21 protein-coding genes and 1 tRNA gene are annotated in these 15,562 nt (G+C 31.0%); 16 read left to right on the plus strand and 6 right to left on the minus strand.

Annotation, left to right across the window (positions count from 1 at the left end; all coding sequences use genetic code 11):
• Positions 1–715 precede the first annotated feature (715 nt).
• From KA833_RS13315 to KA833_RS13360, 10 genes are all read left to right on the plus strand, one after another.
• The gene (locus KA833_RS13315) at positions 716–1,225 is read left to right on the plus strand and encodes a phage terminase small subunit P27 family (protein WP_069805117.1); all 510 of its coding nucleotides are present in this window, start codon (positions 716–718) and stop codon (positions 1,223–1,225) included.
• Positions 1,226–1,251: 26 nt separating this feature from the next.
• Positions 1,252–1,788 (plus strand): pathogenicity island protein, encoded by a 537-nt coding sequence (locus KA833_RS13320; RefSeq protein WP_210128419.1) that lies wholly within the window; start codon positions 1,252–1,254, stop codon positions 1,786–1,788.
• A complete protein-coding gene (locus KA833_RS13325; protein WP_210128418.1) occupies positions 1,785–2,099 on the plus strand; it encodes a hypothetical protein in 315 nt (104 codons plus the stop codon). The genes KA833_RS13320 and KA833_RS13325 overlap by 4 nt, the downstream gene beginning before the upstream one ends.
• Positions 2,096–2,431: a sigma-70 family RNA polymerase sigma factor gene (locus KA833_RS13330; protein ID WP_210128417.1), complete on the plus strand. Its 336-nt coding sequence runs from the start codon at positions 2,096–2,098 to the stop codon at positions 2,429–2,431. The genes KA833_RS13325 and KA833_RS13330 overlap by 4 nt, the downstream gene beginning before the upstream one ends.
• 74 nt (positions 2,432–2,505) lie before the next feature.
• Positions 2,506–3,096: an ImmA/IrrE family metallo-endopeptidase gene (locus KA833_RS13335; RefSeq protein ID WP_210128416.1), complete on the plus strand. Its 591-nt coding sequence runs from the start codon at positions 2,506–2,508 to the stop codon at positions 3,094–3,096.
• Positions 3,093–4,259, plus strand: coding sequence for an FRG domain-containing protein (locus KA833_RS13340; RefSeq protein WP_210139580.1), 1,167 nt, complete (start codon positions 3,093–3,095; stop codon positions 4,257–4,259). Before KA833_RS13335 ends, KA833_RS13340 begins: the two co-directional genes overlap by 4 nt.
• Positions 4,260–4,417: 158 nt before the next feature.
• Positions 4,418–4,714 carry a hypothetical protein gene (locus KA833_RS13345; protein WP_210128413.1) on the plus strand — a complete coding sequence of 99 codons (297 nt, stop codon included), beginning with the start codon at positions 4,418–4,420 and terminating at the stop codon, positions 4,712–4,714.
• A 208-nt stretch (positions 4,715–4,922) separates the two neighbouring features.
• Positions 4,923–5,156 carry a hypothetical protein gene (locus KA833_RS13350; RefSeq protein WP_210128412.1) on the plus strand — a complete coding sequence of 78 codons (234 nt, stop codon included), beginning with the start codon at positions 4,923–4,925 and terminating at the stop codon, positions 5,154–5,156.
• An 84-nt stretch (positions 5,157–5,240) separates the two neighbouring features.
• Positions 5,241–5,432, plus strand: a complete 192-nt coding sequence (locus KA833_RS13355; RefSeq protein WP_015900763.1) for a hypothetical protein — start codon at positions 5,241–5,243, stop codon at positions 5,430–5,432.
• Positions 5,433–5,459: 27 nt separating this feature from the next.
• On the plus strand, positions 5,460–5,846 hold the full coding sequence (locus tag KA833_RS13360) for a YbgA family protein (protein ID WP_210128421.1): 387 nt from the start codon (positions 5,460–5,462) through the stop codon (positions 5,844–5,846).
• Positions 5,847–5,895: 49 nt separating this feature from the next.
• Here KA833_RS13360 and KA833_RS13365 read toward each other — a convergent pair whose 3' ends face one another.
• Positions 5,896–6,453 (minus strand): hypothetical protein, encoded by a 558-nt coding sequence (locus KA833_RS13365; protein WP_210128411.1) that lies wholly within the window; start codon positions 6,451–6,453, stop codon positions 5,896–5,898.
• Positions 6,454–6,949: 496 nt separating this feature from the next.
• On the opposite strand from KA833_RS13365, the gene KA833_RS13370 reads away from it, so the two are divergent.
• Positions 6,950–7,723 (plus strand): hypothetical protein, encoded by a 774-nt coding sequence (locus tag KA833_RS13370; RefSeq protein WP_210128410.1) that lies wholly within the window; start codon positions 6,950–6,952, stop codon positions 7,721–7,723.
• A gap of 139 nt (positions 7,724–7,862) precedes the next feature.
• Here the strand turns inward: KA833_RS13370 and KA833_RS13375 are convergent.
• A tRNA-Arg gene (locus tag KA833_RS13375) sits at positions 7,863–7,934 on the minus strand.
• Positions 7,935–8,084: 150 nt separating this feature from the next.
• On the opposite strand from KA833_RS13375, the gene clpP reads away from it, so the two are divergent.
• Positions 8,085–8,669 carry an ATP-dependent Clp endopeptidase proteolytic subunit ClpP gene (gene clpP / locus KA833_RS13380; RefSeq protein WP_046207443.1) on the plus strand — a complete coding sequence of 195 codons (585 nt, stop codon included), beginning with the start codon at positions 8,085–8,087 and terminating at the stop codon, positions 8,667–8,669.
• A 141-nt stretch (positions 8,670–8,810) separates the two neighbouring features.
• Here the strand turns inward: clpP and KA833_RS13385 are convergent, their stop codons facing one another.
• The 3 genes from KA833_RS13385 to KA833_RS13395 form a co-directional block, all read right to left on the minus strand.
• Entirely contained in the window at positions 8,811–9,008 is a 198-nt protein-coding gene (locus KA833_RS13385) for a hypothetical protein (protein ID WP_046207444.1), read from the minus strand.
• A gap of 18 nt (positions 9,009–9,026) precedes the next feature.
• Positions 9,027–9,923: a TIGR01777 family oxidoreductase gene (locus tag KA833_RS13390; protein ID WP_064209495.1), complete on the minus strand. Its 897-nt coding sequence runs from the start codon at positions 9,921–9,923 to the stop codon at positions 9,027–9,029.
• Positions 9,924–10,288: 365 nt separating this feature from the next.
• Complete coding sequence (locus KA833_RS13395) at positions 10,289–10,477, minus strand: hypothetical protein (RefSeq protein ID WP_210128408.1); 189 nt, start codon at positions 10,475–10,477, stop codon at positions 10,289–10,291.
• Positions 10,478–10,758: 281 nt separating this feature from the next.
• Between KA833_RS13395 and KA833_RS13400 the strand changes: the two genes are divergently transcribed.
• Entirely contained in the window at positions 10,759–11,424 is a 666-nt protein-coding gene (locus tag KA833_RS13400; protein ID WP_210128407.1) for a DUF4887 domain-containing protein, read from the plus strand.
• A gap of 143 nt (positions 11,425–11,567) precedes the next feature.
• Here the strand turns inward: KA833_RS13400 and KA833_RS13405 are convergent, their stop codons facing one another.
• Entirely contained in the window at positions 11,568–11,795 is a 228-nt protein-coding gene (locus tag KA833_RS13405) for a hypothetical protein (RefSeq protein ID WP_070039127.1), read from the minus strand.
• 408 nt (positions 11,796–12,203) lie between these two features.
• Between KA833_RS13405 and KA833_RS13410 the strand changes: the two genes are divergently transcribed.
• The 3 genes from KA833_RS13410 (at position 12,204) to KA833_RS13420 (ending at position 15,545) form a co-directional block, all read left to right on the plus strand.
• Positions 12,204–13,178 (plus strand): sugar-binding transcriptional regulator, encoded by a 975-nt coding sequence (locus KA833_RS13410; protein ID WP_226857817.1) that lies wholly within the window; start codon positions 12,204–12,206, stop codon positions 13,176–13,178.
• A gap of 39 nt (positions 13,179–13,217) precedes the next feature.
• A complete protein-coding gene (gap, locus tag KA833_RS13415) occupies positions 13,218–14,225 on the plus strand; it encodes a type I glyceraldehyde-3-phosphate dehydrogenase (protein ID WP_019469448.1) in 1,008 nt (335 codons plus the stop codon).
• Between the two features lie 129 nt (positions 14,226–14,354).
• Positions 14,355–15,545 (plus strand): phosphoglycerate kinase, encoded by a 1,191-nt coding sequence (locus KA833_RS13420; RefSeq protein WP_210128406.1) that lies wholly within the window; start codon positions 14,355–14,357, stop codon positions 15,543–15,545.
• Positions 15,546–15,562 lie beyond the last annotated feature (17 nt).

Below are 15,562 nucleotides of genomic sequence, written 5' to 3' on the forward strand. Positions count from 1 at the left end.
CAATTATACGGACTTTATCCAAAATAATATTTCTAATTTCAAAATAAAAATTAAATTCAAAAATCAAAATGAGATTTAAAAATATAAATAATAATTGTTGTTCGTAAAGTGATAAGCAAGAACAATGTTAGAAGCAATTAGGAGATACAAAACGTTATAACTAAGCATGAATACTTTGCATTATACAATGCCATTTGTAGCCATTTAGAGAGCTATACAGAGCATACATTTATTTAGGTGCTCAATAATCTTACATGTAGCTTAAATGGTCTTAGAATACGTTGTATGAAAAGAGTAAAAAGTAACTAAACTTAGATTGAAAGTAAATTAATTTTGCCCAGTAGATAATTAAAGTAGTGGTGGAAATTTTAACGGATAGATAATTTAATCGGGCAGTGAAAATAATACTGGAGATTATAAAAAAGAAAATGAAATTTGAAAAAAATATTTTCTAAATTTAAAGGGAGGCGTTGAATTTGCGCCCAGCCTTTTTGAAAACGAATTAAACGAGCCCGCCTTATCCGTTACCGAATCTTGAAATGAAAAGCTAAAATTGTGTAAAAATTCACAATATCAATAGATAAAATAGCCTAATTTAAGCCGTTTATGGCCTAATATCCGACTATTAAGCCTTTCAATGCACTATAAGACGTTTGTCAGAGCTTAATATGAATTATTGTTTCAATACATATAATACTAATAGGAGATGATATGGATGTCACAAAGAAAATTATTATCACAACAGAAAGCATACCGTACAAAAGATGTACAAGACCAAAGAAAAGCTACTGAAGAAGCAATGAATAATCTTACTAAATTAGCACCAGAAGCACCTGATTGGCTTGATTCAGAAGCTACAAAGGAATGGTACAGAATTTATCCACTACTTAATGAGTTGCCTGTAGCGAGCTTAGATTTGGCGTTAGTATCAACGTATTGTCAAGCCTATTCTGATTACATCAACGCCAATAAACGATTAGAAAATGAAGATTCGGTAGTTGTGACTGAAAGAGGGTCAAAACTTAATCCTAATCATACAATCAAACGTGATGCATTATCACAGTTAAATAGTATTGCGCCTAAGTTAGGACTTACAGTTGAATCTCGGCTTAAAATCATGGAACCGAAACCTAAGCAACAATATGATCCATTCAGTGAATTTTTTGAAGATGGTAAAAAACCACAATCGGTATATGAAGAGTTTGGTATGGATAATAACGATTAAATAATAAAGTGCTAGGGAGGCCTGCAATGATTTTAAAAAGAAGTAAAAATGTGCTTTGGTATTATGAAGAACCTAAGATTACCGAATACGAGCTTTTAACACAATACTCACCCATGATGATTAATAGCAAAATACGAGTGATACAAGAGCAAATAGATGCAATGTACCACTTGAACACATCGCACATGTGTTGTGACGAAGTTGAAGGCGTTATTACTGTTTCCTATCCATTAGAAAAGTTAGTATTTTGGATAATACAACAAAAAGATGAATTAAATCATTTTAAAAATAACAGTACTAAGAAACTAAATCTAATGAAGAAAATCATTCGTAGATATACACCTAGAGAACAAAAAGAAGTAATGAGATATTTCCAAACAAATGGCAGTGAGAAGCCACACAAGACGATTGACAAGTTGCAAGAAGATTTATATAAAGTGCATCATAACCAACGTATAGAGCGTAATAAGCAACGTCAAAAAGAGAGTGAAGTAATATATCAAAACTTTTTAGTCGAAACGAAGGCATCATTAAATCAGGAACGTGAGGAGTTAGTAATATGACTGATGTAGATTATCCTATTTTAGAACGATACATGCGCAATTATCACATAATGGTAGACACTTATAAGAATGAATCTCACAATATGGACGAACTTCAATATATGAACCTAGAATCGATTGTGAAGGGTATTACAGAGGTATACAACAATAGCCAAGTAAAAGTGCAACAGATTATTAAATTGTCATGGTGGGACGATAACAACTACACAGACAACGTTATAGCTGATGTGATAGGTATAAGTGAATTGACGTTAAGACATGCGAAAGAAGTTATATTAAAGCGTGTGGCAAAGGCCGTAGATTATGTATGAAATATGATAAAAAGACAGTGAAAGAGTTTATATTAAACTATCATAAGACAATAGATAACAGTAAAGAGTATGATGAAGATACAAATGTTGATGACTTCTTTAGTGTGAATGACCAACAGGAAGCAGTACCTATAGACGAGAATAATGTTGAAGAAAGCATATTTTATAATGAAATAGAAACATTAATGGAGCAAGTGGCCACAGATAAAGAATTTTACATGTTTTGGCTTTTAGCAGAAGGCAAGACTTATCAAGAAGTAGGACGTATATTTGAAGTGTCTGCAGAAAGGGTTAGACAGATGTTCAATAAGTTGTTGGAAAAAGTAATGTAGTTTTATGTTATAATAATTCACTGAGAAAGTTCAGTTAAAATTTATAAACTGAGCTTTAGTGAAGAGGTGGAAAAATGAGAGAATTACAATATGGAGAAATATTAAATAAAGAAATAATAAACCTATTCCCAAACGATAAACAAAATGAAATTGAAAATATGATAGTGTCCGATGAAAAAGGTTTTTTTATAGACTTGAAGGAAATATGTAATATTCTTCAAATAGCAATTGAAGAAAAAATAGATGGATTTGATTTTTCATTAAATGATTCTGGTTATTACGATAGTAAAGAAAATAAAATAATAATAAATCGGATAGAATCTAAAAATAGAAAAAGGTTTACACTTGCTCACGAATTAGGTCATGCGTTATTGGAACATGAAGGAATATCATTCAGAACGAATGACAAAGATAAGTATAAAGATATCATTAATAAAATAAGAGAAACTGAGGCAAACAAATTTGCAGCACAACTATTGATGCCCAGAGGTCTTGTTAGTCATTTATTATCAGAAGCAATAAAAAACAAAGATTATAATCCTAAAAATTTGGATGAATTTCAAGTTGATCAATTAATAAAAGAAGTAGCTAAAAAATTAAAAGTATCTGAGGAATCTTTAGGATATAGTATAAAAAATTACGAACTATTAAGTGATAAAACATGACAAAATCAATTTATAATGAAATACAAGAAAAAATTGAATATTACAATTTATACAATACAATCTATCTTAAAATAAATTTAATCCCCAACGATCAAGAAAATCCTTATAAACCATATACAATTATTGGAATAGATATAGAGTATAATAACAGTGAAAATAAACAACTTAATAAAGAGTATGAAGAAATGGTTGAGACCTTAAATAAAAAGATTGATATTGATCAAAAGCGCCATAAAAAGGAATGGCAATTATTTTATTTAATAAAAGAAATACTGCAAGAATCAGAGAATATAGATACGTGCACTTTTAATTACTTTAGAGGACAAAGATCTGATTGGCCCATGCTACCAGGTATATTAAGAAGCGATATTTCAACAGAATTAAAAACTAATTTTGAACAAATTTATAAAAAAATTGCTTACAATTATCCAGAAGAATTAGATTATATACCATATAGTAAAGATAACAGAATGGATAGAGCTCGACAGTTATCAATATTACAACATTATGGCATGAAGACGAGTCTACTTGATATAACTAAAAATCCATATATAGCTTTACTATTTATATTCAGTGTGTCTAATAAGTATAAACTTAGAAAACCACGTTTAGAATTATATTCCATTGATGAAGAGGAACATTTCGATAAACATTTATTTATGAGAGTTCAAAAAGATTTGAATAATAAGCGAATTGAAGCTCAAAAAGGTGCATTTTTAAATTATGATTTCCTTTACGATCTTAATCATACGGATGTCAAAAAAATGAATAGAGTAGTTATTAAAATGGAATTTGATAAAATTGAATATGCAAAAAGATTACAAGAAGATTTAAAATTAGCTCAAGAAATGATTGAAGAATATAATAACTCTCAAAATAAAAAGGAAAGCCAATTAGAAATAATTAAGAATTTCGTTGAAGATTTAAAGAGAAAAATCGATAGTTTTAATGAGATTCTTCAACTTGATGAAAATGTGAAAATTGATGAAGATAAGCAGTTATTCAAAGAAGGATATGAAGAATTAAGAAGAGAAATGTTAACAAAATTAAGAGAGTATCATTATTTCGAAAATCATCTGTATCCAGATTTAGATAAGCAAATTGGTTTCATGGTATCAAAATATAGTGATGAAACTAAAAAGGAATTTATTGATGATATATAGAAAATTCATCTTTACTTTTAGTTGTAATAATAATCGAATCACATAGTATAGTGGTAATTATTGTGTAGAAAAAATGAAAAGTATAAGCGTATATGCTTATTTAAGGGTAGACACTTATATGTTTGCCCTATTTATATAAATAAGGGGGCGGGGGGTATATGGAAGGAATAAGTTTAATAATATATCTTTTATGTGGATTATATATATTTAAGCATTTATATGTAATTTACTCTGATTTTATAACTCCATTTGTATGGGATATAAGGATTTCGAGAAGTGATGAAGGTAATGCTATTATATCTATGTTTTTAACATTATTTTTAGTATTAATGTCTCTTGCGATTTTCTTAGCTGTGATACATACATTATTTGGTGACTTTGATTTCATTTTTGTAATTTTAGCTAGTTTATATTTTAAATTTGGTACTGATAAAGGAAGAATTTCAGACAATTAAGTTACATAAAAACGAGTTGTTGATAACAAATAGAATTATCTACTCAAACCACCAACATGTGTATCGGGGGCGGTTATTTTTATATTAAATAGACGGTGAAATAAAGATATATACAATAGTTATAAAGGCAGGCACTTATGTGCTTGCCCTATTTTTTTATGTTATATTTAATAATAAAATAAATAATAAGTAGAAAGAGGGAGAAATATTGGGCATAGAAGGCAAAAAGTATAGAATAAAAGTTTTTTTAAAGAATGGTGAGCATTTTTATATTGAAGAAAATATTGGTGGTTTTAACACAGAGAAAGAAAGAAAAAATAAATTCGAAAATTATATTAAAACCTTTGGAGATTTGAAAGCTATCGGCATTGATGGATACACAGGAGAAGATATTGATCACATAGAGTTCGTCCATGATAGAGAGGGTAAAATTGGATTTTAATAATAGTCTCACTTTAATTAGTGGTCTATTTTTTTATTTACATATACGAACAAACATTCTATCATATTCATGAGGTGATTATAAATGGAACCAAATTTAGATTGGAATAAAGATTTCCAAGAATTCCAGGATATTTTGAATTCAGGAATACATCCCGAATGGTTATATAACGCAAAAGCAAATATGATACTCAACCCTTCATACACAGGACAGGGCAAACAATTTTTCTTTACTAAAGATATTATTAAAGCTAGTAAAATAGTTCCTTTTTATTAAATAGAACATTGAAAGAAGGTATATAACATTAACAAACAATTTCAAAAAGAAAAACTGTGGAGTAGATATAAATACGAAGTTTTATGGCATGATCAAAACGCTTATAATGATATTAGATTTTTGATGAATAATGATGTTGAAATTGAATTAGTTCAACAAAAAATTCAATACGCCTTAAATAAGCAGCCTACTAAAGGCTCAATAATAAATGCTTATTGTCATATGTGGGGATATTTTAAAAAAATAAGTACTGAACAAGAAAAGCAGTTATTTATAAAACTAAAGACAGATTTTGAAAATCGTATTATAACAGAAAAAGAATTGATTGATTTTATCAAGAAGTTAGCTGATTTATATGAAGTCACTTATTTAAAACAATCTACTATTATAAATAAAGCCCACCTAAATGAATAGGTGGGTTGGCTTATGAAAATATATAATGACATGAGGTGCATTTGTATTACTATTCTTCATAATCACTTGGATCATATTCATATCCATACTTTTCTGCATCAGCTTTTCTTATTTCTTCTCTTTCAGATTCACTAGCTTTCATCCACTCATCTTGCCCATTAACCCAATCTTCATGTGTTTTTTGTTCACTAGGTGTACGTTGTACTCCGTTATTTTCATAATCATAAGTTTGTTCTGAATCGTCGTCTGGGGATTGATTTTCATCTAACATGCCAACATCGCCATTAGGAATACCTGTAAATCCGTGTTCTTTCGCAACTTTTGCATTAGCTTCCATTTTCTCTTGGTCAGTAGGCTCTTGTTGTGTAGGTGTTTGTTTCTGTGATTGAACAGGTTGTTGCTCTTGAGTATTCACTTGCTCTTGTACTTTTTCATTAGCTTTATCGTCTGACTTCTCTTTTTCTTCATCAGACTTCTTATCATCTTTCTTACTTTTTTTATCCGATGCTTTAGTTTCTTTCTTATTTTCCGACTTGTTTTCTTCTTTATCCCCACATGCTGCTAATACTAAAAAACTTGCTAATAGTAAAAATAAGACCTTTTTCATTTCACATATCACCTTTAAAAATAAATTATTAACTTAATTGTACTATACCTAAAAAACAAAAGTGATAACAAAAAGTTATGATTAATCTAAAAATTTAAGAATTTGTTTATATTTAATGATAATATGGACGTAATTATAGAACATCAAATGAACAACTATACGTTTATTCATTTCTCGATGCAGCACAGAGTGAATGTCAGAATCGTTTATAAAGTTATTTAAGATATTTTGAGCTGTTTTTTTTTTTGAGAATTATGTAACAAAAGCTATTACTCAAAAATGAGTATGTGGTTTGGTAGCTCAAAAAAGAGCAAACAATGTACACGGTCAAAAATGACCACATACTTTTATCCAAAAAAGACGATAGCAAAAGGACGAAAAAGTCCAATTGTATATAAAGGAAAAGTAAATAGTAATATTATTTCTTAATTCATCTTGTATTAGTGTGCTTTTTAGAAGATAATTATAAAAACAACAATTAAGAGGTGAGCAACACTTGAATAGATTTGATGGTAAAACTGTTATAACTATTATTGGTGTAATTAGTTTAATGATATTCACTTTTATTTTTACGATTGGCTATATATTGAGTAATATAGATCCAGAAAATAAATTAGAAGGTTACACAATTGCTATAAGTTTCATTGGTATTTTTGCTACATTTGGTGGTGCTTATTTAGGTGCAAAAATTGCAGGAGATAACGCAAATAAATTATTAGAAAAAGAATATGAGAAGAAATCAATAAAGGATAGAGAAAAAATAAAAATAAGACTTAGTATGTCTATGGATTTTATAGTGAAAATTAACGATAGAATAGTTCAGTCATACTCTATGAAAAGGATTGCAAGTAGTTTACATAAAGAAAAAGAATTTTTATTGGATGAAAAATATAATATTAAAATGTTTAGACCAGAGAATAAGGTTTATTTTAAAAATAATTATTGTGAATATGATGATTGTAATGTAAAAGAAATAAAGTTTACAACAAGAAATTATGAAGAATTGATTAAATATATTAGTATAATTGATGAAATTATTTATAGTAATGAAATGATTGAATTAAGGAAAGAAGAACAGAAGCAGTTATTTGTCTTTAAACAGCTACTTAAAAATATTTATACATTAATAGAGAAAGATTACTTAGGAGAATATGTAATTAATATAAGTAAAAATAGTAGAGAGAATGCGCTAATTGAATATTTAATTCAATTAAATATATTATTAGTAGATATTCAAGAATGGTGTATGGGAATATCACAAAACAATTGATTTTATAATGGGGACTAAATGGGGGCGCGAAATTCAAAACGTATCAAAACGAATGACACTATAAAATATAAAAATACCGACACCACAAGTATTTTGACAACTAGTGATATCGGGTGAAAATGAGAAAATAACTTATTAATCCCCTCGAAGGGAATCGAACCCCTATTCTAAGAACCGGAATCTTATGTGTTATCCATTACACTACGAGGGGTAAATAACAATAATATTAGTGTACAAATCTTATAAGTGTTGGTCAACAATAATTTATAATGTTTGATGAAATTCTAAGCGTTATTTTTTGACCATATTTGACTTTTAGGTTAAAATAAATTTATCAGTTAGAAATAAGGAGGCAATATTAATGAATTTAATACCTACAGTAATTGAAACTACAAACCGTGGGGAACGTGCTTATGATATTTACTCACGTTTATTAAAAGACCGTATTATTATGTTAGGTTCACAAATTGATGACAACGTAGCCAACTCTATCGTATCACAATTATTATTTTTACAAGCACAAGATGCTGAAAAAGATATCTATCTTTACATTAACTCACCAGGTGGTAGTGTAACTGCTGGATTTGCTATTTATGATACAATTCAACACATTAAACCAGATGTGCAAACGATTTGTATTGGTATGGCTGCATCTATGGGTTCATTCTTACTTGCAGCAGGAGCAAAAGGTAAACGCTTTGCTTTACCAAATGCTGAAGTAATGATTCACCAACCACTTGGTGGTGCGCAAGGTCAAGCAACTGAAATTGAAATTGCCGCTAATCATATTCTGAAAACACGTGCTAAATTAAATAAAATTTTAGCTGAGCGCACAGGTCAATCAATTGAACAAATTGAAAAAGATACTGACCGTGATAACTTCTTATCAGCAGAAGAAGCTAAAGAATACGGTTTAATCGATGATGTTATGGTGCCAGAATCATAATATATCGCGTAAGCTAATAATGACATACAAGTAACAAAAAACAAGTCACGACAATGTACGACCATTTCTAAAATGCATGATGCATATACGATGTGGTTGACATGTGTGGCTTGTTTTTTTAATAATATTTTGAAAGTATGATTAGTGTTTATTTAAGAGATTTTGTTTCTTTTTATAAATTAAAATAATCGAAATGACTAACGTCAATAATCCAATGATTACTAAAGACATAGAAATGACGATCATAATAGCAGGTTTTTCAAATGCCAAAATACCATTGGTGATGAGGAGTAAACCTGCAATGAATAATAAGATATGGCTAATACTATCTTGTTTCATTTTTAAATAGTCCCTTTCTTAATGAACTAAATTTTCTAGTGCTAGTTTCAGATTTGGGTATTTGAATTCAAAATCTAGTGCTTGCAACTTATTAGGTAAGACTTTTTGAGTATCAAGTACAACTGTCGACATTTCACCTAAGATAAGTCTGAGTGCAAATGAAGGTACCCATGTATAGTGTGGGCGATGAACTTCTCTTGCAATGGTATAACCAAACATATTTTGATGTTCTGCAATAGGTGATGTGAAATTAAATACGCCGCGTGCTTTTTCATTATTTATGGTATAGAGTATCGCTCTTGTTAAATCTTCAATATGAATCCAAGAATACCATTGTCTACCACTACCTATTTTACCACCGACATTTAAATCATAAGGTAATTTCATCAATGGTAATGCACCACCTTGATTTGATAGTACCATTCCAAATCTGCCAATAATTACTCGTGTGCCTAATGATTCAAATTGACGTGCTAAACGTTCCCACTGATATACCACTTCAGATAAAAAATCAAATGGTAATGTTTGATACAGCTCAGTATATGTACGTGTTAAATCAGGTTTGTAATAACCTACTGCGCTGGCGTTAAAGAATACAGCTGGCTTTTGCTTTCTGTTTTTAAAAAGGTCGTATAGTGCCTGAGTAGATTGTAATCGACTTAACATAATATTTTGTTTATGTGAGGAGGTCCAGCGATTATTTAAGCTAGCACCGGCTAAATTGATCACGATATCAATATCTGGAATTTGGCTTTCCCAATTCGGTTCTGACCAGTTAACATATGTGATTTTAGGATGTGATGTAGCATTGTTTTGTCTTGTTAATATCGTGATTTTGGAATCACTTTGTTGTATTGCCTCGATTAGCTGAGTACCTACTAGACCAGTACCGCCTGTAATTAGATAGTGTTTCATAGTATCACCTCATAGAATTGTAGTATGGAATCGTTCAGGCTTTAAATGCAAGTAAATCTCATAAAGAGTATGACAAAATTTATTCGAATTTTGTTCAAAAATATGTCATTTACTATGTCTAAGATGTATTTAAAATAAAATCATATGTCGTTATAATAAAGGTACCTTCGATATTAATTAATCATCTCTTAATTATTTCGAGTATACCCCATAATATACTAGCGAAGGTAAAATTTTGACTCCCTTTAGTAGAGGCCTATACGATTATCGTGTAGGCCTAATTTTTTGTGATTCTTAATATACATCATTGAATCGGTAGAAATTATTTTGATGTCATTATAATAGTGTAATTGAAGTACTACATATTATAAAATAAATAAGCCGATAATGCCAAAAGCGATTAAAAGCAAAAATAGCACAAGTATAAAAAGTTTATAGCGTGTTTTAATTGGGATTTTTGATTCATCATTATCATTTTCGCTCATCATATGACGCAAATGGGTAGGCTTTTGTTGTGATTGATTTGATTCATTAAATAAGTCGTACTTTTTCAAAATCTATTCACATCCTGTTATGATATTATTGATAGTAAAAGAATAATTTAAGTAAAAGTATTGAAACAATATTCGAAATTAGATTAGTATTAAGTTGAAGCAACAATAAAAGTGTTGTATGTGATTATTTTACTATAGTTTGGAAATCAAAGTAACATCTACATTAAAATGTGGTTAATAAGGTTGTTTAATCAATGAAATAGTGTAAAATATAGTTCTAACATGAAGTTAAATGCCATTTGAAAATGATGATTTGATATAAATTGAAGTGAGGGGAGCATATGCCTAAGCATAATCAAAATAACAATTTTGATGACAAAGATAATAAAAAAATGAGTGGTTTCGCAAAACTGATCAGTGGATTGATTGTCCTATTACTTATAGGTGGGTTAGTTTTTGCAATTTTTGCATTCGTAGATCATTCAAATAAAGCCAATGAACGTTTGGCAGACCAAAAACAAGAAGAAAAAGACAAAAAGAAAGAAAAAACTAAGGAACAAAAAGACAAGAAAAAAGAAAAATCAACTGAAGAAACAAACCAAACCCAACAAACCCAACAAACCCAACAGACACAGCAAACACAACAAGTTCCTCAGACGCAACAGACGCAACAAACCCAACAAACCCAACAGACACAGCAACCTAGAACACAAGAAAGAAGAACTACGGAAGAAAAAGATTCACCTGAAAAAACAAAGGAAGAACGTACTACTGAAGAACGCTCAACAGAGGAAAAAACAAGCGAACCTTCAACAGAAGAAAAAACAACAGAAGAAAAGACGAGTGAACCTTCTACTGAAGAGCGCACATCTGAGTCTTCAACAGAAGAGAAGACGAGTGAACCTTCTACACAACAACGCAGTACGCAACAAAATACTCAACAACGTTCAACTCAAAATAATAATTCAAACACAGAAAAAAGTTCGCAATCATCTGATGAAGATTAAATATAAAAAGAAAATTATATTTCTAGAACACGTGCTGTCACATACAGTGCGTGTTTTTTATAAATATTAATGTGAATTAAGCACTAAAATGAAACGCAGCTTATCATTTGTAGTAAGAATCATATGAAACAAAAAAAGAATGATTAAAATAAAAAGCTCACTAAATATGAAATGAATGACAAAAGCAGTATGATTGATAAGCAGCCACCTAAACAACCAAATGGACCTAAATGACAACCAATGTGTTTGTTGTAATTAAATGATTGATATGGATTTTTTTGAGAATGTTCTTTCGTTTGTTTAAAGTAATCGTCATCTTTGTATCTTTTATCTTCTGGGTCTATAACTTCTGGTTGTTTATTGTTAGACATGTATATTCCTCCTGAAAAATAACTCATTAAGTTTATATTTATTTTAAGCATAATTGGAGATTGTTTCAAAGAAACGCATGTTGATGATGTTATGTTTAACATATAATTAAAAAATGTCATGTGGAAAATGATTAATAAAAAAAGAAAATGGGTAAAATATTTCTATAGAGAATAGAACTATAAAAGTATAAATTTCACTTTATTTAAGAACGAAGTATTTCTCTTGCTTTTTTAAATGTATAGTAGTATTATAGCAAATATAAGAGGTTATATTTTTTTGTCCCAGTAGGGACGTAAAAAGTCAATCTATGGTTAGAACTTGACCCTTGTATATAGAAACGGAGGAGGTTAGTAGTGAAGAACTTGATAAAAATTCAACAAAAGCTTGTCCCAGAAATTGTTGAAAAGATGTATCGTCGTTTTTCAATACTCACTACTATCGCTCAGTATCAACCCGTCGGTAGACGTAGTTTAAGTGAATATATGGATTTAACTGAAAGAGTGTTGCGTTCTGAAACAGATGTTTTAAAGAAACAAGCACTTATCAAAGTTAAACCTACAGGTATGGAAATCACTGAAGCTGGTGAAACGACAGTACGCCAACTCAATAGTTATTTTAACGTTTATTCAGATGATCATCACCTTGCGCAAATTATCAAAGAAAAATATGGCATTAAAGATGTTTATGTCATTCCTGGTGATTCAGACACTGATAAAACGGTTAAAATTGAATTATCTAAACAAGCCGGACAGCTAGTTGAAGATGTTTTATACGATCATGCAACTGTAGCAGTTACTGGTGGCTCAACGATGGCATACGTAAGTGAAGCTATGCATCGGCAACCTTACGACGTATTTTTTGTACCTGCAAGAGGTGGGCTTGGTGAAAACGTTGTATATCAAGCCAATACGATTGCAGCCAGTATGGCACAGCAAACAGATGGAGATTATACAACGCTTTATGTACCAGATAATGTTAGTGAAACAACGTATAATACACTTATGTTAGAGCCTTCAGTGATACACACTTTAGAAAAAATTAAAGAAGCAAATATTACAATCCACGGCATTGGTGATGCGCTGAAGATGGCGCGTAGACGTCAATCACCTAGTGAAGTTATTGAAAAACTTCAACATCACAATGCCTCGGGAGAAGCATTTGGATATTATTTCGATGAACAAGGGCAGATCGTTCACAAAGTAAAAACGATCGGACTTCAATTAGAAGACCTTGTATCGAAAAAGTTTATCTTTGCCGTTGCTGGGGGTAAATCAAAAGGAGAGGCAATTAAAGCTTATCTTTCGATTGCACCCAAAAACACTGTGTTAATCACAGATGAAGGAGCGGCAAGTATTATCGCGAATAATAGTAATAAAAAGTGATTCCACTTTTTAAATATCATTTTAAAGGAGGCCATTATAATGGCAGTTAAAGTAGCAATTAATGGTTTTGGTAGAATTGGTCGTTTAGCATTCAGAAGAATTCAAGATGTAGAAGGAATCGATGTAGTAGCAGTAAACGACTTAACAGATGATGAAATGTTAGCTCATTTATTAAAATATGACACTACACAAGGTCGCTTCACAGGAGAAGTTGAAGTTGAAGAGAATGGTTTCCGCGTTAACGGATTAGAAGTTAAATCATTTTCTGAGCCAGATCCAAGCAAATTACCTTGGGGAGACTTAGATATCGATGTAGTATTAGAATGTACTGGTTTATTTACAGATAAAGAAAAAGCAGAAGCACATATCAATGCAGGAGCTAAAAAAGTATTGATTTCAGCACCAGCTAAAGGTGACTTGAAAACAATCGTTTACAACACTAACCATGATACTTTAGATGGTTCAGAAGACGTTGTTTCAGGTGCTTCATGTACTACTAACTCATTAGCGCCAGTTGCTAAAGTGTTGAATGATGAATTCGGTTTAATCGAAGGTTTCATGACTACAATTCATGCTTACACTGGTGACCAAAGCACACAAGATGCGCCTCATAGAAAAGGTGACAAACGTCGTGCGCGTGCAGCTGCTGAAAACATCATCCCTAACTCAACAGGTGCTGCTAAAGCTATCGGCCTAGTAATTCCTGAAATTGATGGTAAATTAGACGGTGGAGCACAACGTGTACCAGTTGCAACTGGTTCATTAACTGAATTAACAGTAGTTTTAGATAAAAATGTAAGTATCGAAGACGTAAATAACGCAATGAAAAATGCATCTAACGAATCATTCGGTTATACTGAAGATGAAATCGTTTCTTCTGATGTAATCGGAATGACTTACGGTTCACTATTTGATGCAACTCAAACACGTGTTATGACTGTTGGAGATCGTCAATTAGTTAAAGTAGCAGCTTGGTATGATAACGAAATGTCATACACTTCACAATTAGTACGCACATTAGAATATTTAGCAAGTCACGCTAAATAATTTGATGCTCACTTTAGTTTAACAAGTATAGCGTTGTGAAATTGAATCAATAAGCTTAGGAGTAAGCGGGGAGCTCAACGCTTCTCCGCTTATTTTACTTTATTCATCCATCTAAAGGAGGAAGATTACATGACAAAAAAAATTGTATCTGATATCGAGTTAAAAGGTAAAACTGTACTTGTACGTGCAGATTTTAACGTACCTATGAAAGACGGTGAAATTACGGACGACAACCGTATCGTTCAAGCTTTACCAACTATAAAATATATTATTGAACAAGGTGGTAAAGTCGTTTTATTCTCTCACTTAGGAAAAGTTAAAGAAGAAAGTGATAAAGCAGAATTAACTTTAAAACCTGTAGCTAATGCATTAGCTGAAAAATTAAATAAAGACGTGGCATTTGTTCCTGAAACACGTGGAACACAATTAGAGCACTCAATTAAAGATTTAAATGAAGGTGATGTGCTATTAGTTGAAAATACACGTTTTGAAGATTTAGAAGGTAAAAAAGAGTCTAAAAATGACCCTGAATTAGGTAAATACTGGGCATCATTAGGTGATGTATTTGTAAATGATGCATTTGGAACGGCACACCGTAAACATGCGTCAAACGTAGGTATTGCAGCTCACTTAGAAACTGTAGCAGGTTATCTAATGGAAAAAGAAATTAGATATATCGGTGGTGTTGTAGAAAACCCAGATAAACCTGTAGTTGCAATTCTTGGTGGCGCTAAAGTTTCAGATAAAATTGGTGTAATCACTAACTTATTGAAAATTGCAGATAAAGTGCTTATTGGTGGCGGTATGTCATACACATTCTTCAAAGCGCAAGGTAAAGAAATCGGCTTATCTTTATTAGAAGAAGATAAAGTAGACTTTGCAAAAGAATTGTTAGAAAAAGCAGGAGATCAAATTGTATTACCTGTAGACTGTAAAGTTGCAAAAGAATTTTCTAATGATGCGAAGATTACAGAAGTTTCTGTCGATAACATTCCTGCCGACCAAGAAGCGATGGATGTTGGTCCGAAAACTGTAGAATTATTCAAAGAAAAACTACAAGGCGCTCATACAGTAGTTTGGAATGGACCTATGGGTGTATTTGAATTCAGTAATTTCGCAAAAGGTACAATTGGGGTTTGTGAAGCAATTGCTGAAATGAAAGACGCAAACACAATTATCGGTGGTGGCGATTCAGCTGCAGCAGCGATTTCATTAGGATATGCTGATGACTTTAGTCACATTTCAACTGGTGGCGGTGCTTCATTAGAATATCTTGAAGGTAAGGAATTGCCAGGTGTCGTTGCGATTGCTAATAAATAATCGTTAATTTACGAGCA

This window comes from Staphylococcus sp. GDY8P67P (genome assembly GCF_017892545.1).
Classification (GTDB): Bacteria; Bacillota; Bacilli; order Staphylococcales; family Staphylococcaceae; genus Staphylococcus; species Staphylococcus ureilyticus.